The organism is Pseudomonas sp. Irchel s3f19, assembly GCF_900187555.1.
Lineage (GTDB): Bacteria > Pseudomonadota > Gammaproteobacteria > Pseudomonadales > Pseudomonadaceae > Aquipseudomonas > Aquipseudomonas capeferrum.
The window spans coordinates 36,311-59,833 of record NZ_FYDW01000005.1; the positions used below are offsets into that span (position 1 = coordinate 36,311).

The following is a 23,523-nucleotide window of genomic DNA, read 5'->3' on the forward strand; positions in this document are numbered from 1 at the left end:
GCTCCTTTGCTTGTTTTTCTGGCAGGAGTTATCGGAAATCACGGGGCGCTCTGGTGGCGCCTGGTCGATGCATGGCTGCGATTTATCGTCCCCGGGCTATGATTAGTCAATTTTCTATTTATTATTCGCACTATTAGCCACGCTTATCATTCGAGCCCGACCATGCCTGACCGCCTGCTCAACGACCGCCTCGACTGGAACCTGCTGCGCACCTTCCGGGTCATCGGCCAGGAGCTGTCCATCAGCCGCGCCGCCGCCCGCCTGCACCTTACCCAGCCGGCGGTGAGCCAGGCGCTCAAACGCCTGGAGGAGCAGCTTGGCCGGCAACTCATCGCCCGCCGCGGGCCGCGCTTCGTGCTGACCGAAATGGGCGAGCAGTTGTTCTTGCTGGCTGGCGAGGTGTACGGGCAGATGTCGCAGATCGGCGGGCTGCTGGAGCAACCGGCTGACGAACTGGTGGGCAAAGTGCGCCTGCTGATCATCAGCCGCATCGTCAGCGAGCGCTTTGACGACTTTCTCGCCGACTTCCACCGCCAGCACCCCCGGGTAGAGCTGGAAATCGACGTGATGCGCAGCTCCGACATTGTCGCCGCCTTGCAGGAGAAGACCGCCACCGCAGGCCTGAGCCTCAACCGAAGGCCTCAACCGCGGCTGGAGCAGCGGCTGTTTCTGCGCCAGCGCTATGCGTTTTTCTGCGGCAAGCACCATGCCTTGTTCGGCCAGCTTGAGGGCGACCTGCAGCGTGAGAACTTCGTCAGTTTTACCAGCGACCAGATTGGCGGGATGCTCTCGCCGCTGACCATCTTCCGTGACCAGCAAGGGTTTTCCGGACGCATCGTGGCGTCCTCGCCCAGCCTTGAAGAGGTGCGCCGCCTGGTGATTGCTGGGTTCGGCATCGGCTGCCTGCCAGAACACGTGGTGGCGCCGGATGTGACCGCCGGGCTGTTATGGAAGCTGCCGCCGCAGGAGGGGATCGCGGATGTGGATATACACCTGTTGTGGAACAGGGAGCAGCGGCTGAGTCGGGCGGAAGAGGTGTTTATCCAGGCGTTGCAACAGTGTTTGGAGAAAGGGCATCTGTAGATTTGGGTTGGTTGATCATCCGCGCACTATGAAGCTGTGCTTGCGACGAACCTTCCTCTACCGCTTTTTGGATGACTTATAGCTCATCCAAAGACACCGATACGCCTTTTTCACCTCGTCGATACTTTGCCAGTTCGCTTAGCTCGATATCTTCGAGCCGCTCCATCATGGCTTCATAAAGCTCAGCCGGCACCATGTACCCCATCACCCGATTGTGATTGAGCACGGCGATGGGCATCCCTGCGGCACCGGACATGACCGCAGTTGGATTCTTTTTCAGTTCCGACACGCTTACCGCTACATCGGCGAAGATATTCTGCATATTTATCGACCTCAATTAAGACCTATATTTTGGTCAATGCCTCGGGCAATGACATGCCATGGCCTGCTAAAAGTTTGGATCCCATCCTCTGGCGAGGTATGCTCTGCGAGATAGCCAAATGCCACCACCCAGGAGCGCCAAGCGCCTGGCATTCATGGACGAGCCTCCTTTGCCCAGCCACCCTACCCGCCACACCATCGCCCGCCAGTGGCAGTTGCTCAAGCTACTGCCAGGCCGCCACCCCGGCATGAGCTCCACGCAGTTGCAGGCTGCTCTGTCATCCGTGGGCCACAGCACCAGCAAGCGCACCGTCGAGCGCGACCTGGTCGAGCTGTCGGCGCTGTTCCCACTGCATTGCAACAGCAAAGGCATGCCCTACGGCTGGTACTGGCAACCTGGCTTGAGCCTGGGCGAGGCGCGGCACCTGCAACCGGATGCCCTCAGCCCGGTACGCCAGGTCGTGCTACATGCCTGGGTCGACGATGCACTTGCCCGTCGTCTTGAACACCAGCCGCTGTCCACAGACATGCAACTCACCCCGCAGCAGGACGGCGGCGCCTCGCTGCAAGCGACCGTCGACGACGGCCGGGCGTTGATGGGCTGGTTGCTTTCACAGGCAGGGTCGATACGTGTGCAGGGCCCGCAAGCGCTGCGCGAGGCCTTGCTGGAACAAATGCGCCAGAGCCTGGCGCTGCACGATGACTGTCAGTGATTGGGCACGTACGTCAGGACGGCAACACCGGCATGCGGCGGCGTGACAGGCAGGCGTAGGCCAACGCCAGCACGCCGAACCCCAGCACCCCCAACAGCACCATCAGCTCACGGCTGTAGCGCGCCACCAGCGCGGGAAAACCGCTGAACTCGCGGTACACCTGCACATCGGCCACGCCGTCGGCGTAACGGATGCTGACGCCGCCCTGGCGGATCTGCGAGTAGTCCGCATCGAAGTACACCCACACCTTGCAGGCGCCACCCGGCTCAATGGCCGGTATTTCGACCACGGGCGTGGCGGCCTCGATGATGGTGTCGTTACCCGCGGCATCGCGCACTTGCACCAGGCCCTTGGCCGGCAGGCGGATGGTTACCTGGCGCACCGGCGCATCACCCGTGTTGCGCAGGTCGATGAGCAGACCGGTGCGGTGGTCCACCAACCCCGCCTCGAACGGCTTGGCGAACAGTTGGGCATAAGGCGCCTGGGCCAGTTCGATCAACCGGTCGACCTGCTCATGGCTCAACTCGCCCTGGCCGATACTGTTGATGCGCCCTTGCAACTGCTCGTACTTCAGCAGCTCGCTGGCCTTGCTGATCCGCTCGCTGAACTGGCTCGGGTAAGTGAGGTAGGCATAGGTCAGGGAGGCTTCCAGGCGAGGGCGGCCTTTGATCACCACATAGGCCACCAGTATGACCATCAGGCCAATCAGCAGCGCTACGAGGCATTTCCCGACTTTGTCCCAGCTCAACACAAACTTCCTTCTGTCGTGGTACTGACGATTCAAGCGGCCCAAGGGTGCCAATTTCGTGGCGCCCAGGCAAGCATTCAACGCCCCGGTAGTACGGGCAGTGACGCTACCAGCATAGGCCTGATCACCGTATTCGCTTTGTCCTTGACCATGGTCATGCCGTGAACGAGGATCAGGCTTCCACAGACAAGGACGCAAACCATGTTACGGATACTGGGCAGAGCTTCTTCCATCAATGTGCGAAAAGTCCTTTGGGCCTGTGCCGAGTTCGATATCCCCTTCGAGCGGGAAGACTGGGGTTCGGGCTTCCAACCCACCAACACGCCCGAATTTCTGGCACTGAACCCCAACGCCATGATCCCGGTGATCCAGGACGGCGATTTCACCCTATGGGAATCCAACACCATCATCCGCTACCTGGCAACGCGCCATGACCAGGGCGCCATCTACCCCACCGAGGCACAAGCGCGGGCGCGCATCGATCAATGGATCGACTGGCAAGCATCGGACCTCAACCGGTCGTGGAGCTACGCGTTCATGTCGCTGGTCAGGCACTCCCCTGCCCACCAGGACCCTCAAGCACTGGCCGCCGGTTGCGCAGAATGGGGCCGCCACATGCAGATTCTGGAGCGCCAGCTCGCCGCCACCGGCGCTTATGTGGCCGGTAGCCGGTTCACGCTGGCCGACATCCCTATCGGCCTGTCGGTCAACCGCTGGTTCGAGACCCCGTTCGAGCACCCTCACCTGCCGGCAGTCAGGGCCTACTACGAGCGGCTGAGCCAGCGCCGCGCGTTTTGCCTGCATGGCAGAAACGGCACGCCTTAAACACAGGCCTTTAACGCTGGGGCGGCCGGAGGCACTGACTGAAGCCGCCCCCTGCTCAGCGTGCCTCCAGCACCTTCGCCAATACGAAGGTCACCACCACTGCCAGCAACACGCCAATGGCGATCGACATGACCGCGCCCCACTGCAACAGCGTGTGTTGCAAGGTCAGGTAAAAGCCGACCACGCCCACGGCGCCAATGCCGTTGCCGCGTATGATCGCAGCCAGCTCCTGGCGCCCGCCCTGGACGTGGGCGAACACCGCCAGCGGCCAGGCGATGACTGGGACCGGCGCCAGCATCCCGCTGACCACAGGGCCGAGCAAGGTCGCGCTGGCCGTGATCACCAGCAGCAGCAAGGTGGCGGTCATCATGCGCATCGGGATGACCCAGCGAGGCGTCGGCACGTAGCGTGCGGCACTGGCGTCTGCCGGTTTGGCGGTGGCCACGACGATGGCGATGACCAGTAGCAGCGTGGCAATGACCGACAACGCCACCCCGCCCAGGTGGCTGGTTGCCAACGCCGCCAACACAAAGAACGCCAGCGCTGCGATGCAGCCGACCAAGGCGCCTACACGTCGGGTCACCCCGTAGTAGAACAAGCAGGTTGCCTGCACGGCAGCCACCCCGGCCAATGCCCCTGGTACGGCCAATGAGGCGAACGCCTCGCCTTGTTCAAGGCTGAGAAACAGCATGACCAGCGCCGAGGTAACGGGTAGCCCTGAAAGCAGCCCGCCAATTTGCGTGCCCCAGCGTTTGCCAGCCAGCGAAATGGCCAGCATCAGGGTGGGGGTCATGAAGAGTTTGAGGTAGAAGACAGTCATGCAGAGGTTCAGGTCTGAGGCGGGGGATAGCGCATGCTAGCTGAAGCGCGCTCCGGGGCACAGTGACGATGGCCGTTGCGGGCAAGCGCCATCCGCCTATCCAGGTTCAGACCAGGGTTTGGAACGCCTGAGCTGCGCCCCAAATGATGGGCGGGTGTCCAACATCTGGGGCGCGATTCAGGCTGTGTTATACCAAGGCGGCCTTCGACGCTGCCACGCCCCGCGCGCGCCAGGCAAACGCCAGCACCATCAGCAACCCCAAACCCGCCATCAACGCACCTGCCAGGGAAATCGCCGGGTAACCCAGCCCCGCATTGATCACCGCCCCACCCAGCGCAGCGCCTATTGCGTTGCCAAGGTTGAACGCGCCGATATTCACCGCAGACGCCAGGTTAGGCGCGTCCTTGGCCGCTTCCATCACGCGCATCTGCAGCGGCGGCACCAAGGCAAAACTGGCCGCCCCCCACACCAGCACCGCCAGTGCCGTGGGCAGCGACCAGGGCATCAGCAGCGGAAACACTAGCAGCACAGCGATCAACACCGCCAGCGAGACGATCAGCGTATGATCGACCGAGCGGTCCGCCGCCTTGCCGCCCCACACGTTGCCCAAGGTCAGGCCGATACCGAACAACACCAGCATGACCGTGATGAACGTGGTGGAGGCCTGGGCCTCGCTGTGCAGAATGGGCGCAATGTAGGTGAACACGGTAAACATCGCGCTGGAGCCGACCACGGTCAGCGCCAATGCCGCCAGTACCGGCCCACGGCCGAGCACGCGGATTTCGGCCATTACCCCATCACTTTTGGGCAGCGGCACATTGGGCAGCGCGTACCACAGCGCCGACATGGCCACCAAGCCCAGGCCCGCGATCCCCCAGAAAGAAGTGCGCCACCCCAACAACTCACCGAACCAGGTCGCCAACGGCACACCGCCGATGGTCGCCAGCGTCAACCCCATGAACATCGCGGCCACGGCGCCTGCGCGTTTTTCCGGCGGCACCACACTGGCTGCCACGATCGAGCCGATACCAAAGAACGCGCCATGGTTGAGCGAGGTCACCACGCGGGCCACGAGCAGGCTGGCGTAATCGCTCGCCAGCGCCGACATCAGGTTACCGAGGGTGAAAATGGCCATCAGCCCAATCAACAGGTAACGCCGCGGCACCTTGCCGGTGGCCAGGGTCATCAACGGGGCACCGATCAGCACCCCCACCGCGTAGGCGCTGACCAGCAGCCCGGCAGCAGGTATCGAGACCCCGAGGTCTGTGGCAATACTGGGCAACATGCCCATGGGGGCGAACTCGGTGACACCGATGCCAAAGGCACCGATGGCGAGTGCGACGAGGGGTGGATTGATGCGCATAACGGGCTCCTTATCTGTGCCGCAAATGCTACGATCCACTCCGTTAATCCACTAGACCGTATTTTTGCCAATCACCTTTGCGCGCGAGGCACAAATGGACTTCAACGGCAGGTCCGGCGAGATGGAAATTTTTGCCAAGGTCGCGCACGCGGGCAGCTTGTCTGCGGCGGCGCGGGCGCTGGGGCTGACGCCATCGGCGGTCAGCCGGATCATCGCGCGCACCGAACAGCGCCTGGGCACCCGCCTGCTGTTGCGCACCACACGGGCCATTTCGCTTACCCCGGAGGGCGAAGCCTACTTGCGTGGCGCCCGGCGCATCCTCGCCGACATGGATGAAGTCGAGGATGCTATCACCGACCAGGGCGTACCGCGCGGGCGCCTGCGGGTGAGCGCCGCGCTGGGGCATGCCCGGCTTACGGTAGTGCCCTTGCTGGCGCAGTTCAGCGCCCTGTACCCGCAGATACTGGTCGACCTGACGCTAGGCGACGAACTGGTCGACATTGCCGGCGGCCAGGCCGATGTCGCGCTGCGTTTCGGCCACCTGCCGGACAGTTCCCTGAGTGCCCGTTACATTGGCGACACCGGCCAGGTGATCGTTGCCTCGCCCGATTACCTGCAACGCTGCGGCACCCCGAACGAACCTGAAGACCTGGCCCGCCATAACTGTTTGCGCTTCAACTTCCGACGTGCCGAGCCCGACTGGCCGTTTCGCCGTGACGGGCAGGCGTTTGCCCTTAAAGTCAGCGGCAACCTGGAGTGCAGCAGCGGCGAGGCGCTGGCGCAATTGGCCAGGCTGGGGGCCGGCATCGCGCGCATCGGTACGTTCACGGTGGGCGATGACCTTGCCAGCGGACAACTGGTGCCGCTGCTGGAGGCCTACAACCCCGGCGACCGGGAGCCGATTCATGCGGTGTTCGTCGGCGGCCCGGCGATGCCGGCACGGGTTCGGGTGTTCGTGGACTTTCTGGTCGAGCATCATCAGGGTTGGCCGCTGCGCCACGCACCGCCAACATCGCAACCCTGAGCGCAATTAAAATGCATAACTCGCCCTCGCCCCTGCGCACTTAGCAACCACAGCCGATTGCCTTGCGATATTATTGGATCCAATCGCGCGCCACACAGGGCTGGGGAGATCGGCATGCAAGCTTTGGGAATGGACTATCGGCACGGTGAGGTGGTTGCCAGCCACTGCCACGCCGAGGATCAGCTGATCTATGCCGCCAACGGTGTGATGCGGGTGTGCAGCGATGGCGGTAACTGGGTGATCCCCCGTGGGCAGGCACTGTGGATACCTGCTGGGGTCGGCCACGAAATCCGCATGCAAGGTGAAGTGTCGATGCGCACCTTGTTGCTGGGTTCGCACGTCACGCGCTGCCATGTCATCGCCGTGTCCGGTTTGCTGCGCGAGCTGATCCTGGCGGGGTCACGGATGTTGCAGCGCGACGAGCCGCTGGGCGAGCACGCCCGGGCGCTGATCCAGCGTGAGCTGGAAACGGCCGAGCGCATCGATGCCTACGTGCCGGTGCCGCAGCATGCACGGCTGCGCGCCTGGTGCGAGGGCTTTCTCGAAGACCCGGCCCAGGACCTGACGCTGGAGCAGTGCGGCGCGCAACTGAACATGAGCGCGCGCACCCTGGCGCGGCTGTTCCAGCGTGAGGTGGGCATGTCGTATGGCGAGTGGCGAGCACGCACGCGCATGGTCCTCAGCCAGCAGTGCCTGGCCGATGGCAAGCCAATCCTGAACGTGGCACTGGACCACGGCTACCAGAGCGCCAGCGCCTTTGCCGCGATGTTCAAGCGCATCCTTGGCTACAACCCCAGCGACTGGCAGGTCAACGTGCTAGGCACGGGCGCCGCGCCAACGCCCTGAGCGCCGAGGCTGAGGTTGTCCCAGTTGCGCGCAGGGTTGTCCCGCTTGCGGCAGCGGGGCTACCCCAGCCCTCGTTAATCTGGCCTCACGACCCCTAATACGGCTTGCGTGATGCCAATTCGATCCCTTTCCAGCACCGCCAGGCGGGCTGCCGCCATCGGCGTGTTCAGCGTGCTGTCGGCGTGCACTGGGCACCCCACAGGCGCCCTCCCCCCAAACCCCTTCCAGGCATTGCCCGGGCTGCGCCTGCCTGCCGACGTCAGCGACCAGGCGCTGCCCGCGCGCTGGTGGGCGTTGTATCACGACCCGCAGCTCAACGCCTGGGTGCAGCAGGCCCTGGAGCACAACCAGGACCTGGCGCAGGCCGAAGCCAATGTGCAGGCCATGCTGGCCGGCATTGGCGAGTTCGACGCCAAGCGCTGGCCCAGCACTTCCCTCGGGTTTGCCGCGAGCTATGGCAAGAGCGCCGATGACCAGACCCTGGCCGAGGCCACCGACAGCCATGCGCCATCGCAATGGGCGTTCAACCCGGCCATCGAGCTGGCCTACCAGGTAGACGTCTGGGGCCAGGTGCGCGCGGCCATCGAACGGGCACGGGTACAGGCCGAGGCCAGCCGCGAGGCCTTGGAGCTGGTGCACCTGCAGGTGGTCAGCCAGACCACCCGCGCCTACATCGACCAATGCGTCTACGGCGCCCGCATCGCGGCAGCCAGCCAGTCCCTGGACACGTTGCAGCGCAGTGTGCAGCTCAGCGAGCGCCAGCGTCAGGCTGGCGTCGCCACCGAACTCGATGCTGTGCGCCTGGTGGGTTTACGCGAACAGGTACAGGCGCAACTGCCGATGCTGGAGGCACGCCGGCGCATGGCCCTGTACGAACTGAGCATGCTCAGTGGCCAGGAACCGGCGGCGCTGATCGACAACGGCGCCCCCTGCCAGACCATCCCGACCCTCGCCGCGCCGTTGCCTGCTGGCGACGCCTGGCGCCTGCTCGAACGCCGGCCAGACGTGCGCAAGGCCGAACGCGAGCTGCAGGCTGCCGCTTTGGAAGTCGACATCGTCAAGGCTGACCTGTATCCGAAGGTCAGCTTCGGCGCCTCGTTGACCTCGTCGGATCACCACCTGGCCAACCTGGGCGACAGCCGTGCGCTGATGTTTGCCATCGGCCCGTTGATTCGCTGGGAGTTCCCCAATATCAAGGCCAACCGCGCACGGGTGAGCAAGGCCCAGGCCTTGCAACAGGCGCAAATCGCTCATTACCGCGGGGTGGCGTTGGCGGCACTCAAGGATGTACGCCAGGCCCTGGCCCGTTTTGACGGTGAACGGCAACGTACCCAGGCCCTGGCAGCAGCCCTGGTGCAGGGCCAACGCGGCTTTGCCCTGGCGCAAAGCAGCTACCGCGCCGGCACCCTCGACGCACTGGCGCTGCTGGACAGCGAGCGCGACCTGATCGCAGTCAGGGCCAGCCATGTCGAGGCCCAAGGCCGCCTGGCACGTGCCCAGATCAACCTGTTCCGCGCCCTGGGCGGGCGCTGGCAATCATCACCGGCACCGGCCCCAAGCCGGGTGCGTCGCTCCACTCCCGCTACTGGAAGCCAATCATGAATGTTGCCGTTACAAAGAACACGCTGGCGGGTGACCAGCCCCAGGCGGCTGTCACTGCCCGCAGGCCCCGTCGCCGCCTGGCACTGTACGCCGGTGGTGGCCTGACGCTGCTGGCAGCGCTGGCCTTCGGCGGGTACTGGTTCACTACCGGGCGCTACCTGGAGACCACCGATGATGCCTATGTACGCGCCGACTGGGTGGCCCTGAGCGCGCGCGTGGCCGGCTATGTGGCCAAGGTTGAAGTGGAGGACGACCAGCCCGTCAAGGCAGGCGATGTGCTGGTGCGCCTGCACAACCGCGACTACCGTGCACGCCTCGACCAGGCCACTGCCGGGGTGGCCGAAGCACAGGCCGCGCTGGCGGCGGCGCAGGCCAGCCAGCAAGTGGCTGGCGAGCGTATCAACCAGCAACAGCAGGCCATCTTCCAGGCCGAATCGGCCGTGCACAGTGCCAGCGCCGAGCGCCAGCGCAGCGAGCTGGACATGCAGCGCTACCGTGGCCTGGTGCGTGACAACGCAGCCACCGTGCAGCGCCTGGAAGCGGCCAATGCCAGTGCCGTACAAGCGGGTGCCGCGCTGCAGGGCGCGCAGGCACGCTTACGAGAACAGCGTTCGCAACTGACGATGGCCAAGGCCCTGGCGCTGGCGGCCGATGCCGACATCAAGCAACGCACGGCGGCCTTGAGCCGTGCCCAGGCCCGCCAGGCGCTGGCCGAACAGGATGAACAGGACACCGTCATCCGCGCGCCCATCGATGGCGTAGTCGGTCAGCGCCGCGTTCGCGCCGGGCAGTATGTGGTGCCAGGCCAGCCGTTGCTGGCGGTGGTGCCGTTGCAGCAGACTTACGTGGTCGCCAACTACAAGGAAACCCAGCTGGCCCACATGCGCCCGGGGCAACCGGTGCAGGTGCGTATCGACAGCTTCGCCAGCCAGCCTGTGCAAGGCCGCGTGGCGAGCTTCTCGCCGGCGTCCGGCAATGTTTTTGCGCTGCTGCCTTCGGACAACGCCACCGGCAACTTCACCAAGATCGTCCAGCGTTTTCCGGTGCGCATCGTGCTCGACCAACCCGTAGACGGCGTGCAGATACTGCCCGGCATGTCGGTGGTGACCACGGTCGACACGCGCCCCGTGGAGCCGGCCGATGAGCACTGAGCAAAGGGTACCGTTGCGGGCCTGGGTGGCGGTGTTCGGCGGCTTGCTTGGGTGCTTCATGGCCGGCATGAACGTGCACGTCACCAGCGCGGCGCTGCCTGAAATCCGCGGTTCGCTGGGTGCCAGCTTCGAAGAGGGCTCGTGGATTTCCACCGCGTACCTGGTGGCAGAGATTGTCATGATTCCGCTGACGGCCTGGCTGGTCGAGGTGTTTTCCATGCGCCGGGTGATGTGGACGGGGTCGTTCATCTTCCTACTGGCATCGATCGCCTGCTCGTGGGCGCCCAATCTGGAGGCAATGATCACCCTCAGGGTGATCCAGGGCGCAGCCGGCGCAGTGCTCATCCCCCTCTCCTTTCAGTTGATCATCACCGAACTGCCCGCCAGCAAGATGGCCATGGGCATGGCGCTGTTCAGCCTGGCCAACAGCGTGGCCCAGGCGGCGGGGCCTTCCATTGGCGGCTGGTTGACCGATGTCTATTCGTGGCGCTGGATTTTCTACCTGCAGCTGTTTCCCGGCGTCGCACTGCTGCTCGCCATCGCCTGGTCGATCGAAGCCAAACCCATGCAACTGGCCCTGTTGCGTCGGGGCGACTGGGTGGGCATAGCGGCCATGGTCCTGGGCTTGGGCGGCTTGCAGATCGTGCTGGAGGAAGGCGGCCGGCTGGACTGGTTCGGCTCGACGTACATCGTCGGCATGTCGATCATCGCAGGCTTGGCGTTGGCGGTATTCGTGTTCACCCAGTTGTACGGCCAGCGCGCATTCATCAACTTGCGCTTGCTGGGGCGCTACAACTTCGGGGTCGCCAGCATCGCCATGTTCATCTTTGGCGCCGCCACCTTTGGCCTGGTGTTCCTGGTGCCCAACTACCTCTCCCAGCTGCAGGGCTACAGCGCCCGGGATGTGGGGGTCGCGTTGATCGCTTATGGCGTGGTGCAACTGCTGCTGGCGCCGTTGATGCCAAAATTGATGGCCTGGACCAGCGCCAAGTTCATGGTGGCCAGTGGTTTTCTGATCATGGCTGCAGGCTGCTGGCTGGGCGCGAGCCTGAACATCGACAGCGCCGATAACGTCATCATCCCGTCCACGGTGGTGCGCGGCATTGGCCAGCCGTTCATCATGGTCGCGCTGTCGGTACTGGCGGTGGCAGGGTTGGAAAAACGTGAAGCGGGCTCGGCCTCGGCGGTGTTTTCGATGCTGCGCAACCTGGGTGGCGCCATCGGCACCGCCACGCTGACGCAGATCGTGGCAACACGCGAGCGCTATCACAGTGAGCGCATTCACGAACATGTCACGGTGTTCGCACCCAGTGTGCAGGAGCGCATCAGCCAGACCGTGCAGAGCTGGCTGCCGGCCCAGCAACAGGCGCTGGAAGGGTTGGCCGCGACCATCAGGCGCGAGGCTTACTTGATGGCCTACAGTGATGCCTTCTACCTGGCGTGCCTGGCATTGATCGGCTGCGCAGTAGCGGCACTGTTACTGCGCTCCCGGCAACCGGCATGAGCATGTTTGTAACCCGCTGCGCACGTGTAAAAACGGCCCGCGAACGCGGGCCGGCTTTGGGCTAATCGGCGAAGTGGATCACCATGCGGCCTTTGATCTTGCCTTCCTGCATCTCTTCGAAAATGTCATTGATGTCTTCGATCGGGCGCAGCGTTACCTTCGGCACCACCTTGCCTTGCGCGGCAAATTCGAAGGCTTCTTGCAGGTCCTGACGGGTACCGACCAGCGAACCCACCACCTCGATACCGTCGAGCACAAGGCGTGGAATGTCCAGGCTCATGGCTTCAGGTGGCAGCCCAACCGCGACCAGCCGACCGCCAGCACGCAGCGCATCGACCGCCGAGTTGAAGGCGCTTTTGGCCACGGCCGTGACCACCGCCGCATGGGCGCCGCCGGTCTTGGCCTGGATGACTTTGGCTGCGTCCTCATCGCGCGGGTTGACCACCAGGTCGGCGCCCATTTCGCGGGCGAAGGCCAGTTGTTCATCATTGACGTCGATGGCGATGACCCGGGCATTGAAGACGTTCTTGGCGTACTGCAGGGCGAGGTTGCCCAGGCCACCGAGGCCGTAGATGGCAAGCCATTGCCCAGGGCGGATATTCGACGACTTCACCGCCTTGTAGGTGGTCACACCGGCGCAGGTGATGCTGCTGGCGGCCGCCGAGTCCAGCCCGTCCGGCACTTTTACCGCATAGTCCGCCACCACGATGCACGCCTCGGCCATGCCGCCATCGACCGTGTAACCGGAGTTCTTCACCGCGCGGCACAGTGTCTCGTTGCCGCTGTTGCAGTATTCGCAATGCCCGCAGCCCTGGAAGAACCAAGCAACGCTGGCCCGGTCACCTGGCTTGAGCGAGGTCACGCCCGGCCCCACTTCCACGACCACGCCAATCCCTTCGTGGCCCAGGATCACACCGGTCTTGTCGCCGAAATCGCCATTCTTGACATGCAGGTCGGTATGGCAAACGCCACAACACTGCATCTTCAGCAACGCTTCCCCGTGCGCCAGCGGCCGCAGTGTTTTTTCCACCACGTCCACGCGACGCCCTTTGGCAACAACAGCAGCTTTCATAAATACCTCCGTGTCTGGCTGAGTGAGCTTGAGAGAGTGCCCGGGTCAGCATAGTGGCGGATTGATGAAGAGGCGTTGCTGCAGGTCAGGTTTTGAACAGTGGGTCAAGGAAGGCCGCGCGGTAGGTTACTTCACGGAATGTCAGGAAGTTGGGCTGCTATGTGCTAGTCGGGAGATAGGGTGATGGCGGCTAGGTGCCTGTCGTGGGATTGGAGGTGGGGCGGCGCTCGATCTGATAGGCGCTGTAAATGCCAAGCCAGGCACCTGGTGGCCCCAAATGCCGCAACGCGGCAGCAGAGCCTGAATTCGAGGCGTCTTTGACACTATTTGATATCGGATACAGGAGCGCTTCGCCTCACCCCCGCAGATTCAGCCCCAAGGCAAACACCGCCGCAGCCAGTGCAACCAGCGACACGGCATTGCGGCCTAGGTAGGCAACCCAACCCGGTGCGGCCAGTTGCGCCAGCTGGGCCTGGCATTGGCGCTGGTTGTCCAGCAGCGTGGCCAGCTGCGCCTCCATGCGGTCCACGCGTTGGGCCTGGGTGCTGGTGGCCAGGGCGAGTTTCTTCAATGCCGTGGTCACGGTGGTCGACAGGCTTTCCCGGGCCAGGTTGCTGGCGTTCAGGTTTTTCTTCAGCTCCTCAAGTTGCCCTTCCTGGGCGGCGATCTTGTGCTGATGGTGCTCCAGGTTCTTCCTGATCACGGCCTCTTTCTGCACCCGGGCCAGGGTGCTGGTCACCAGCTTCTGGTGTTGCGCATCGATCTTGGCATCCAGGGCCGTCAGTTCGGTCTCCTGCTTGCCTTGGGCCCAGGCCAGCCGCTCCACCTCCTGGGTGCAATAGGCGTAGCCATCGGCCATCGCCAGCAGGTCGTCGATCTGCTGCTTGAATTCGCACAGCACCACCAGGGCCCCTTCCTGGTTGCCCTCCAGCGTCACCGCGTCGGCCTGCAGGCGTTCGATCTCACGCACCAGGGCGTCATTGAAGCCGCGCAGTACCTTGTTGTTGGCCGTGTGCAACTGGGTCAACAACTGCACCACGCTCTGGGTCACGGCCAGGCTCTCACCCACCTGCCTGACCATGTCGGCCAGGTCTTTGTCGTTTTTGCCCGTCAGGCCGCCCCAGAACGAATCCCAGGTGCCTTGCTGCTTGAACGCCTCGAGCTGCTCGCGCGCCCCCTTGTTGTTGACGATGGCCTCGTGCAGCTTGCGCAGCCCGTGCTCGAAGTCCTTGAGCTGGTCGTGCTCCTCGCGGGGCGCCGGCAGCGACGCAGGGGCGGGTACGGGCAGCGACTCGGCCAGCCTGACTTGGCCAAAGAGCTTGGCGGCGAGGTCGGTTGTAGTGTTGAACACCTGTCAGGACTCCTGGGTAATACGGTTTTTGTTCGATTGCAGCAGTGCCGAGTAGTCGATCGCCCGCACTGCCCGATGCTGCGCCAGGCGCTCGCGGTGGGCGCCGGCCTCACGGGCCAGGGTGTCGACCGACTGGGCGTATTCCATCAGGCCCTCGGCCATCAGCCATTCGTTCTCTTGTACCTGGATCAGTTGCAACGCCGCCGCGCGCTTGGCCTCCAGCGCTTCGTGCCAGCCGCTCTTGAAGTCCACCAGGAAGGCCACGATGGGTGGCACGACCTTTTGCAGGTGGTAACTGCACAGCCCGAAACCGATGGCCGCGATCACGCAGGGAATGTACGGCGCAGCCACGCCAACCAAGGGCAGCAACTGCGCCTCGATGACCGGCTCGATGCCGTCCCAGAAAATCAGCGTGCCACTGACCACCACGGTTTCGACGATCTTCTGGATGAGCTCTTCCCTTGGCATGGACTGGGCCCCCTTGTAGAGCTGCCAGGCGCCATGGGCGAGGTCGAACAGGTTGCGGCTCAGGTTGTAGACCTGGCGGACCGCCTTGGACAGGGCGTTGACGATGAACTCGACCACGCCGTTGAGCAGCTTCAGGGGCGCGGCGACGATACGCTCGACCACGGCCCAGATCTTCTGCAGAAAGCGCTCGACTCGGGCCTTGAGGCGCGCAGTGCCGCCCATGAACAGGTCGACCAGTTCATCCTTGATGGCGATGATCGCGGCAGCGGTCAGTTGCTCGAATACCTGCCACCCCGAGTTTTTCAGCGCCTCCTTGCCAGCGCCCATGGCCACCTCGCCGGCACTGCCCATCGCGTCCTTCATTTTCTTGGCTTCGATGTTGCTGCGGATGCCCTGCTCTTCCTTCAGCTCTTGCTTGCGGTTGACCGGCGGCTTTTCGTTCTTGATCAGGAAGGCTTCCAGGGCGGCGGCGGTTTCGGCCGAATCCATGACCACGAACTTGACGGTGCACCCGCCCTCAAGCTGGTCCGCCAGCTTGTAGGGCTTGCGGGTTTCGCTGTTGGCCCGGCCGCGGTATTCGTTCATGTGCCCGTCCTGCCAGCGCTGACGCATGTTGGTGCTGTCACCGATGTAGGCCAGCTGGCCGCTGGCGTCGTACACCACGTACACGCCGGGCTTGTCGGGCAAGTCGTTGAGGCTGGAGGCGTCGTTGGCGCTTACCGAGAGCGCGCCGTCGAATTGCAGCGTGGCCAGCGAACCGATACCGGCCGACAGGCTTTTGAAGAGGATTTCTTTCCAGGCGACACCCCGGTTGGCAACCTGCATGGCGCTTTGCGCCGAGGTGGCAGCGAGGGTGTCCTTGCCGGCCTGTAGCGGGTCCGGTGACTTGGCGTTGGGCTGGGAATTCTTTTTGTTGCGAAAACCGGCCACGAGCTTGCGGTTGGTGTTCTCGATCGCACGGTCGACAATCAGGTTGGCGAGCGGCGACAGCGTCCTGTGTTGGTATGGCTGGTTCATCATCCCTATCCGGATAGCTCGATCATGGGCGGAAAGCTATCAAAATGACATCATCGGATCCACTGCCGGGATGCTTGAAATGTGGAAAACTGGCGTTTTGGAGCTGCATGGCAGCCCCAAGACGCGGGCGATCAATCCACCCGCACGAACACCTGCTTGGCCATGTTGTTGCCGCCAATCGACTCCAGCCGCTTGCCGCCGTCCAGCACGCGCACGTTGATCAGCGCAACGCCGTTGGCATCACGGGCCACGACCACATCGTCCTTGCGCTCCCACTCGTCGACCTTGATCTTGTTGCCCGCAGAGACGATGTAGTCACTGGAGAACTCGACAGTCTGCTTGCCAGCGCTGAAGCCCATCACGGTGGTCTCGGCCTCGTAGGTGCCATCCAGCGCATCGTTGCCGCAGCCAGCCAGTACACAGAATGGCAATGCTGCCAGCACGTATTTGAAGCGACGCATAGGTATTCCTTGTCAGTCATTCATCTAAAGAGGCGGCGGCACGCCTCGCGCCCTAGGCGAAAGCCGGGTGCCGCCAGAACGGCAATCAACCCTTGGCGGTACCCACCAGGGAGTCGATCAACATCGCCGAGGCGGTATCGCCGTTTTCCAGCACCAGCTGGCGAATGGACTTGCCGAACCCTGCCAGCGGCGTGTCGAAGGTGAAGTCGGACTTGCCCTGGTAGCTGGCAGCGAAGCGAATCACGTTGTCCGACCAGCTCACGCGGTGCCCGCCTGCAGCCAGGTTGTAACCGTCGAAGAAGGCTGCGGCCACGGGCGTGGTGCCATCGACATCCGCCGCATTCAAGTTCGCGCCAGCCGCGATCAACGCCTCGGCGTAGCTATGGTCGCGCTGGGCCATGCAGGCGTGCAGGGCCGTCTCGCCACCGTAGGCCTTGGCGTTCACGTCACTGCCCTTGAGCAGTGCCTGGAACAGCGCTTCAGGTTGCTGACCCGCGCCACGGCGACGTTGCAGCTCGCCGGCTTTTTTGCAGAAGGTCGACAGCGCGGTGTCGCCATAGACGTTGTGGGCCTTGAGGTCTTCCTTGCCGGCCAGGGTGATCATGTGGGCGAAGCTGCAGCTGTTGTAGTCGCTACCTGCCAGGCAGTCGATCAGGCGAGTGTTGCCGTTGACATCCCGGCCCATCGGGTCGGCGCCAATCGATACCAGGTAGTCATAGGCGTTGTCGGCGGCGCCGACGATCAGCGGCTTGTTCTCATGATGGATACGTTGGTTGACGTTGATGCCGGAGCTTTTGAGCAGGTAGGCAAAGGCGTCCAGGTCCTTGATCTCTTTCGCCCAGTCCGAATTGCGCGCCTGGCCTTGTGCGGCATCCCATACGCGCATGGCCATGGGCGAGGTGTCTGGCGGGCTGTCGATATCACGCACCTGGGCATACCCAGGCTGATAACTGACCCACACGCCCACTTGCTTGTCGTCCTTGTAGCTGCCCTTCTCCGCCACGGTGCCGGCCGGCCAGCCGCGGACAAAGTACATCTCGGACAGGCCGTTCCTGTTGCCTGCGCTGTAGGTGACCTTGCTGGCCGGTACCGACGTGCCATCGGTGAACGCCGTCCAGGTCTCACGCACGCCTTCGAGCTCGCCGGCCTTGTAGGTGGCGCGGTCTTTCAGGTTGCCCTTGTAGTCATAGTGCTCCACCGGGCCATCGAGTTTGCCGGTACCGTCACTGGCAAAGGTTTCCAGCAGGGTGAGCTTCTGCTCGCCGTCGATGACCCGCCACTCGCGCTGGGTGCCCACACGGATGGAGGGCTTGCGGAAATCAACGGTCGGAAGCACCGTGCTGTCAGCGACCTGCAGGCCGGTGGCGCAGTCGTAGCTTTGCTCGCTGCGGCGGCCGCCTTCGAGGGTCAGAACGTTTTCCAGATGGTCGGCGAATTCACCCTTGCACCAGGTTTTCTTGGGGCCGACGAAGGCACCGTCCTGCAACTGGCCTTCGACCAGCAGCTTGCCATCCTGGTCGAACTCCTTCCATTCCCCGACCGCCTTGCCGTCTTCCACCTTGAACGACTGCAGTACCCGGTCACCTACCTTGTGCACCACGGTGCCATTGAGCCGCTCGCCGGACTTGCGCTCCAGGTACAGCGCATGTGGCGAACCGACAGTGCCGGTGTAGCTGGTGACTTCGTCGAAGTTGTATTCGGAGTTGCAGCCTGCCAAGGCGGACGCCAGGGCACAGAGAACGAAACGCTTTTTCATGAATATCCTTGTAGAAATGCGTGCGGGCTGGTGCTGGGCATGGCTTCGCCAACGCTCAGTACTGGCCTGGGTGTAACGGGGTTATGCAGTGGCGGGCAGTGCGGCTGGAGGGGCCTCTATTAGAAGCGCATCAAGAAGCTGACCATCCATGTAAAAACGCTCTGGGATGCGGGTTTTGGCGGGATTATACATAGCGGCCTAATAATGGCAAAGCTAATGGTCTGTTTGCTGCTGGCTTTGAAACCTGTGGGGCCACTTCGCGGCCCCAGCTGGCTCAGACAGCCATCAACTGATTGTCCAGATCCGTCAAGGCTTCGCCAAAAAAGGCCTTGAACAAGTCCGTCGGCCGCTGGTTTTCCAGTAACCCAAAATGCTCTCCCAGTGCACGGCCCGTGCGCAGAATCAGCTTCGCGGTTTCAGGCTTCGCAGTATCAGGGTTGCCTGCTAACCCTGAGCGCACCAGCAACTCGGCAGGCGATACCGAATGCTCAAGCGCCAGCTCGGCAACCTTGCCACTCAGGTACACGTTGGTCAGATAGACCTGCTCGTACTCGTCACCTGCAATGAACTGCGCAACGCCGCCACTGAGCACTTCCAACCCTGGCGCGCCCCCCTGCGCGATGCACGCGAGTTGCTCGAGGTTGAAACTGACCAGGTCGAACTCGCGTGGCTGCAAAGGTGCACAGTACGCTTGTGCAGTGTTGGCCGTGCGGCCCTTGACCTCGACCTGCCACTGCCGGAAGTCCTTCAGGCTTACGCTGTGCCCGGCAGCCTGGCTGCAGTGCAGATAGTCGATGAACACCTGCGGGAAGGTTACGCTGGTCGGCACCCAGGTCGAGCGGGTGCTGCCGCCCCCGGCGCCTTCACTGGACGCGGGCGCATAGGCAGCCTCTGGAAGCAGGCAGCGCAGGTCATAACCCAGCATGAACAACGCCGCTTCGAAGCTGTGGCTACGCGCCTGCAGCGAACCTTCGAACAGCTGCCCAGCGCCCGTCAGCGTAGCCTGGATGATCCACCCCAGCTCGACCTGGCTGCGCGCCCACGCATACCCCGGCACCGCCTTGGTGAAGAACTGCGGTGCTTTTGCAAAGCCTAGCGCCCCCGGGTCACGCACTTGGTCACCGCGTGCCCCGCCAGACGGGAAACGCAATTGCGCAGGGGTGGTTTTGCCTTGGCGGTACAGCGCATAGAGCATGGCAATGGCGGCGCCGACCCGGCTGTCGTAGATGGGCGAGCCGGTGGTGTCGATCAGCGAGTGGATCTTGGTCAGCCCCGCATCGAAGCGCTGGATGCTGCCGGCATTCAGCGCAGAGAGCGTTTGGCCTGCGCCCAGGTCGAACAACGGTATGCACGCCTTGAGGTAACTCACCAGTTGCTGTTGCTGGCGTAGCGCCCCCAGGAACGGGATGGCCCCGCGTACACCGCCCCACTTCAGTACGGCGCAGCAGGCGTTGTAGGCCGCATCATCGCAGCCTGACGCCAACGCTGCCGCCAACCGGCTGCGCAAAAGCTGCAACGAAGCGGTGGTGCTGGCCCAGTCCATGGACGTGACCCACTGCCCGGTTTGTGCATCCTGCCAGGCACTGCCCCAGCGATACAGCGCGAGCACCTGTTCGATACCCACCACCCGCTGATTCAGGCCACCCTTGACCTGATGGCTGGGCTTGAAGCGCAGGTGCACATCCAGTGTCGGCAAGTTGACCTGAAGCCATTCGATGAAGCCACGCACATCCGGCTGCGCAAGAAACGTGTTTCGATCCATCTGTTCACTACACCCTACAAGAAGATTTTCTGCTGTCTGCGGCACTGTGGATTCAGTCCAGGTTCAACCACGGCTTGAGTTCCGCCCTGTTCGCCAGCACCAACTGCTGCGCCTCGGGCCTTGCATCATGCACGTTGGGGTTCACCTGGAAGCGCTTGACCACATACTTCACCAGAGCCTGCGAGCTGCGCACCAGCAACTGGCCGTCGGCCATGCCAAAGTCCACCTCGATGATGGCCCGCTGCGCCTGTGTCAGGCGCTCGTCCGGCTTGAAGATCACATCGACCGGGGTGTTCCACTCAAGGTCATGCTCGATGCCGTTTTCCGTTTCAGCGTCGTGCAGCTCTGGTACACCGCGCAAACGGCTGAGGACGAAGTCGCGGTACATGCGGTTTTTTTCGCAATAGGCCCGCACATGCCAGCGCATCCCGGTGTACACCAGGGTATGCGGCGCGATGGTACGGCCTTCGGGCTCCGGGCTTTTGAACGACACGTACTCGATATCCAGGCGCCGCTTCTCGCGGCAGGCCTTGAGCAGCGGCCGCAGCACCTCGGGCTTGACCGAGCGGTCCGGAACCTTGAGCACCTCGGTGTGGGCGTAGGCCAACGCCAGGCCTTCGATGTGTGGTGCGCGCTCGTTGTTCTGGTTGAGCAGGTCGAGGTAGGCGCTGGCACTGTCGTCGATGAACAAAGGTTTGAACTGCCGCGTCGGCACGTAGCCTTTGATCTGCTTGTCGTACACCAGGTTCTTCGACGCGTAGTCGTTGATGTAGGTGTTGATGTCCTTCGAGGCCTGCTGACGACTGATGCCGAAGCTCTGCATCAGATGATTGGTGGTCAGGCGGCCTTCCCACCAGACCACCGTTTCAATCAGACGGTAGCGCAGGGCCAGGTCCCAACGGGTTTGCTCCATGCGTTGCGTGCGTTTCATACGGGTTCCTGCGTGAGGAGCAGCAGTGCATGCTCAGCCAATTTACGTGTCGCTTAATATTACGTGTCCACCCAGTTTTAATGCAAGGCTGGCTGGATATGTAAACTAACCAGGCATATGCAGCCCTGCCCCCCCCCTGGCGACTCGCACACCCCCTGGTACCGCGCCCACGCCCCGCAAGCTGCGCCCATGCGCGCAGAACACGCTGCCATGTCGCCTGTCATCCCCCCTTCAACTGCCGTGAATAAACCAGCAAAACCTGCACCATTCCTTTACCTGTACAAGTCTCCAATATAGACATGTAGCCAAACTAGACATATCTTCTCGCTACAGGCAAACCGCCACTACTCAAGGAAGCAACCATGGACGCCCTCGAAATCACCCTGCTTGGCACAACCGGCATCACCCTGCTGATTGCCTGCCTGACACATGCCCGCCAGGGTGAAATGTGGAACCTGCTGCAGGGCGATCGCGAACTGGAGCGAACCGCGCGCATTCACAAGCAGGAGAACAACGAGTTGCGGTCTGCCCTGCGCGCGGAGCGCGAGCATGTGAGCCAGTTGCGCCGCCAGGTGCAACTGCTGCTGGGGCTGGTGCCGGAAGGTTGAGGCCTGCCCCGCCTGCATGCCCGTATACTCGTTACCAGCACCCTTCACGGAGCACGTTCATGCCCTACCCCATCGAACACAAACTGGTCATCGGCGTGGCCTCCAGCGCACTCTTCGACCTCACCGTGTCTGACGACATCTACAAGACCGAAGGCGTCGAGGCTTACCGCCAGCACCAGGAGCAGAACCTGGATGAACCGTTCCCGAAAGGGGTCGCCTTCCCTTTCATCCGCCGCTTCCTCAGCATCAACCAGGCATTCCCCGATCAACTGCCGGTGGAAGTGGTGCTGCTCTCGCGCAATTCGCCAGAGACCGGCTTGCGGGTGTTTCGCTCCATCAGCCACTACGCACTGGACATCACCCGCGCCGCGTTCATGTCCGGCCGCTCGCCCCACGAGTACATCCCGGCGTTCAACGCCTCATTGTTTCTCAGCGCCAACGAGGACGATGTGCAGCGCGCCATCGACGCCAGCTACCCGGCCGGCCTGGTGCTGCCGACGCGAATCTATGACGACGAGATCGATACCGAACTGCGCGTGGCGTTCGACTTTGACGGGGTAATTGCCGATGACGAGGCAGAGAGCGTGTACAAGCAGAATGACAACCTGGACGACTTCCAGGCCCATGAGCGAGCACGCAAAGCCATCCCCCACCAGCCCGGGCCGTTGGCCGACCTTTACCGCAAGCTTTCACACATTCGCACGCTCGAAGACCAGAAGCTGGCACAAGACCCTGACTACACACGCATCCTGCGCATTGCCATCGTCACCGCACGCAACGCACCGTCGCACGAGCGGGTGGTAACCACACTGAAAGATTGGGGGGTGTCGCCGGACGAATGCTTCTTCCTTGGCGGGATGGAAAAACCCCGGGTGCTGTCGATTCTCAAACCCCATGTGTTTTTTGATGACCAGCGCAGCCACCTGCAATCGCCGGCGGGGGATTTGCCGATGGTCCACGTGCCTTTTGGGGTGGCGAACAGGGCGCCTGGCAAGACCAGTGGTGTCCGCTTGGTGGAAACACGGGCACCACTGGCTGAACGCTTAACGACACCTAAACAAAGGTGAACGTCAGTTGGCTCACAATCGCCATGGCCTTGGGCTGGATCGACGCACTGACCTTGTCATCCAGCGCACCGTGAAGGTGAAGGTTGACCAGGTTGTCGGCAATCGCCCGCTCCAGTTCCGCACCTGGGTTGATCGGGTAGCCAAAGGTCACCGACAAGCTCGCGCCCGGCTCGACCTTCTGCTTGTCCGGGTTCCAGAACTGCACGGCCAGGTTGGCCGAATAGCCGGCTGGCAGAATGAACACCGCACCGGTTTGCGTGCCATCGCTGCCAAGCGTCAGTGGCCCCAGCAGCACTGGGGTCTGTAGCGCAGTCACGGTGTCACACAACACGCTAACCCGGGTACCGGCCAGCCCCCTTGCGGACAGGGTGATGGTAATTGGCGCGGTGGTGAAGTTCGCCGGCACGTTCAGTTGCTGACGGCGTACCCACGGGTCGTCACTGACCAGCGCCTGGGAGCGAATGCCGAAGGTCGGGGTCTGGCCAATGAACTTGGCCAGGTCGAGCCAGTCCCGCACCTGCGGGAGCGGGTCAGGATGAGCACCCGCGCTCACCTGGGCAATCAGGTTGAAGTAGCTGTCAGCCGGCAAGGCCGGCGGCTTCCAGAGGAAGGCCTGCTCACCTACACCGATATGCCCTGGTGGTGCACTGGCCTGCGTGCAGTCCAGGCCATCGACCGTGGTCAGCGCGTTGCCCCTGAACGTTGCCGGTAGCAACAACACCTGGGCCGGCGCGAAGTACAGGGAAAGCGCATTGCTCTCAGTCTCGCTGCCGCCGTTCATGCCACGCAGGTAGTAGTAGTTGCGCGCGGCGGCGACCGGCTGCACGTTGTAGGTCTGCTCCCAACTGCTGACCGTGCTGAACACGCTTTGCGCGTTGTCCACCGGCTGGTCGCTCTGGATGATGTCCGGGCACAGGCCCAGCGGCCCCTTGAACGGCACACTGCCGGTGGAAGCCAGGTTGTTGCGCAGGTAGAGCGTCTGGCTGGCGGGCTGGCTGCTGCTGAACAAATTGACGACTGTTTCGCTCAT

General features: G+C 63.1%; 22 protein-coding genes. 10 read left to right on the forward strand and 12 right to left on the reverse strand.

Going from position 1 to position 23,523, the window contains the following annotated elements; all coding sequences use genetic code 11:
• Window positions 1-162: 162 nt before the first annotated feature.
• A complete protein-coding gene (locus CKW22_RS14045; RefSeq protein WP_095064251.1) occupies window positions 163-1,083 on the forward strand; it encodes a LysR family transcriptional regulator in 921 nt (306 codons plus the stop codon).
• A gap of 76 nt (window positions 1,084-1,159) precedes the next feature.
• On the opposite strand, the gene CKW22_RS14050 is transcribed toward CKW22_RS14045, so the two are convergent.
• Window positions 1,160-1,405, reverse strand: coding sequence for a type II toxin-antitoxin system Phd/YefM family antitoxin (locus CKW22_RS14050; protein ID WP_095064252.1), 246 nt, complete (start codon window positions 1,403-1,405; stop codon window positions 1,160-1,162).
• A 169-nt stretch (window positions 1,406-1,574) separates the two neighbouring features.
• On the opposite strand from CKW22_RS14050, the gene CKW22_RS14055 reads away from it, so the two are divergent.
• Entirely contained in the window at window positions 1,575-2,117 is a 543-nt protein-coding gene (locus CKW22_RS14055; protein ID WP_095064384.1) for a WYL domain-containing protein, read from the forward strand.
• A gap of 13 nt (window positions 2,118-2,130) precedes the next feature.
• Here CKW22_RS14055 and CKW22_RS14060 read toward each other — a convergent pair whose 3' ends face one another.
• Window positions 2,131-2,865 carry a hypothetical protein gene (locus tag CKW22_RS14060; RefSeq protein ID WP_095064253.1) on the reverse strand — a complete coding sequence of 245 codons (735 nt, stop codon included), beginning with the start codon at window positions 2,863-2,865 and terminating at the stop codon, window positions 2,131-2,133.
• Between the two features lie 201 nt (window positions 2,866-3,066).
• On the opposite strand from CKW22_RS14060, the gene CKW22_RS14065 reads away from it, so the two are divergent.
• The gene (locus CKW22_RS14065; protein ID WP_033697098.1) at window positions 3,067-3,690 is read left to right on the forward strand and encodes a glutathione S-transferase family protein; all 624 of its coding nucleotides are present in this window, start codon (window positions 3,067-3,069) and stop codon (window positions 3,688-3,690) included.
• Between the two features lie 55 nt (window positions 3,691-3,745).
• Here the strand turns inward: CKW22_RS14065 and CKW22_RS14070 are convergent, their stop codons facing one another.
• Window positions 3,746-4,510: a hypothetical protein gene (locus CKW22_RS14070; RefSeq protein WP_047582014.1), complete on the reverse strand. Its 765-nt coding sequence runs from the start codon at window positions 4,508-4,510 to the stop codon at window positions 3,746-3,748.
• Window positions 4,511-4,697: 187 nt separating this feature from the next.
• On the reverse strand, window positions 4,698-5,873 hold the full coding sequence (locus CKW22_RS14075) for an MFS transporter (protein ID WP_095064254.1): 1,176 nt from the start codon (window positions 5,871-5,873) through the stop codon (window positions 4,698-4,700).
• Window positions 5,874-5,967: 94 nt separating this feature from the next.
• On the opposite strand from CKW22_RS14075, the gene CKW22_RS14080 reads away from it, so the two are divergent.
• From CKW22_RS14080 to CKW22_RS14100, 5 genes are all read left to right on the forward strand, one after another.
• The gene (locus CKW22_RS14080; protein WP_033699968.1) at window positions 5,968-6,897 is read left to right on the forward strand and encodes a LysR family transcriptional regulator; all 930 of its coding nucleotides are present in this window, start codon (window positions 5,968-5,970) and stop codon (window positions 6,895-6,897) included.
• A gap of 114 nt (window positions 6,898-7,011) precedes the next feature.
• The gene (locus CKW22_RS14085) at window positions 7,012-7,743 is read left to right on the forward strand and encodes a helix-turn-helix transcriptional regulator (protein ID WP_033697094.1); all 732 of its coding nucleotides are present in this window, start codon (window positions 7,012-7,014) and stop codon (window positions 7,741-7,743) included.
• Between the two features lie 246 nt (window positions 7,744-7,989).
• The gene (locus CKW22_RS14090; RefSeq protein WP_081874743.1) at window positions 7,990-9,345 is read left to right on the forward strand and encodes an efflux transporter outer membrane subunit; all 1,356 of its coding nucleotides are present in this window, start codon (window positions 7,990-7,992) and stop codon (window positions 9,343-9,345) included.
• Entirely contained in the window at window positions 9,342-10,496 is a 1,155-nt protein-coding gene (locus tag CKW22_RS14095; protein WP_033697093.1) for an HlyD family secretion protein, read from the forward strand. The genes CKW22_RS14090 and CKW22_RS14095 overlap by 4 nt, the downstream gene beginning before the upstream one ends.
• Window positions 10,486-12,000: a DHA2 family efflux MFS transporter permease subunit gene (locus CKW22_RS14100; RefSeq protein ID WP_033697092.1), complete on the forward strand. Its 1,515-nt coding sequence runs from the start codon at window positions 10,486-10,488 to the stop codon at window positions 11,998-12,000. The genes CKW22_RS14095 and CKW22_RS14100 overlap by 11 nt, the downstream gene beginning before the upstream one ends.
• 61 nt (window positions 12,001-12,061) lie before the next feature.
• Here the strand turns inward: CKW22_RS14100 and adhP are convergent, their stop codons facing one another.
• The 7 genes from adhP to CKW22_RS14135 all read right to left on the reverse strand — a co-directional run bounded on the left by adhP (window position 12,062) and on the right by CKW22_RS14135 (window position 20,818).
• Complete coding sequence (gene adhP, locus CKW22_RS14105) at window positions 12,062-13,072, reverse strand: alcohol dehydrogenase AdhP (protein ID WP_033697090.1); 1,011 nt, start codon at window positions 13,070-13,072, stop codon at window positions 12,062-12,064.
• 355 nt (window positions 13,073-13,427) lie between these two features.
• Window positions 13,428-14,423, reverse strand: coding sequence for a hypothetical protein (locus CKW22_RS27835; protein ID WP_241380881.1), 996 nt, complete (start codon window positions 14,421-14,423; stop codon window positions 13,428-13,430).
• A gap of 3 nt (window positions 14,424-14,426) precedes the next feature.
• Entirely contained in the window at window positions 14,427-15,908 is a 1,482-nt protein-coding gene (locus tag CKW22_RS14115) for a GIY-YIG nuclease family protein (protein ID WP_160015177.1), read from the reverse strand.
• A 131-nt stretch (window positions 15,909-16,039) separates the two neighbouring features.
• Window positions 16,040-16,369, reverse strand: a complete 330-nt coding sequence (locus tag CKW22_RS14120; protein WP_033697085.1) for a hypothetical protein — start codon at window positions 16,367-16,369, stop codon at window positions 16,040-16,042.
• A gap of 85 nt (window positions 16,370-16,454) precedes the next feature.
• Window positions 16,455-18,125 carry a hypothetical protein gene (locus CKW22_RS14125; protein WP_033697082.1) on the reverse strand — a complete coding sequence of 557 codons (1,671 nt, stop codon included), beginning with the start codon at window positions 18,123-18,125 and terminating at the stop codon, window positions 16,455-16,457.
• Between the two features lie 274 nt (window positions 18,126-18,399).
• The gene (locus tag CKW22_RS14130; protein WP_033697081.1) at window positions 18,400-19,887 is read right to left on the reverse strand and encodes a hypothetical protein; all 1,488 of its coding nucleotides are present in this window, start codon (window positions 19,885-19,887) and stop codon (window positions 18,400-18,402) included.
• 52 nt (window positions 19,888-19,939) lie between these two features.
• Window positions 19,940-20,818: a YafY family protein gene (locus CKW22_RS14135; protein WP_033697079.1), complete on the reverse strand. Its 879-nt coding sequence runs from the start codon at window positions 20,816-20,818 to the stop codon at window positions 19,940-19,942.
• Between the two features lie 362 nt (window positions 20,819-21,180).
• Here CKW22_RS14135 and CKW22_RS14140 point away from each other — a divergent pair, with 362 nt between their 5' ends.
• Together CKW22_RS14140 and CKW22_RS14145 are read left to right on the forward strand one after the other, a co-directional pair.
• A complete protein-coding gene (locus CKW22_RS14140) occupies window positions 21,181-21,426 on the forward strand; it encodes a hypothetical protein (protein WP_033697075.1) in 246 nt (81 codons plus the stop codon).
• Between the two features lie 59 nt (window positions 21,427-21,485).
• Entirely contained in the window at window positions 21,486-22,493 is a 1,008-nt protein-coding gene (locus CKW22_RS14145; protein ID WP_033697074.1) for a 5'-nucleotidase, read from the forward strand.
• On the opposite strand, the gene CKW22_RS14150 is transcribed toward CKW22_RS14145, so the two are convergent.
• Window positions 22,480-23,523 (reverse strand): hypothetical protein, encoded by a 1,044-nt coding sequence (locus tag CKW22_RS14150; RefSeq protein ID WP_033697072.1) that lies wholly within the window; start codon window positions 23,521-23,523, stop codon window positions 22,480-22,482. The genes CKW22_RS14145 and CKW22_RS14150 overlap by 14 nt on opposite strands.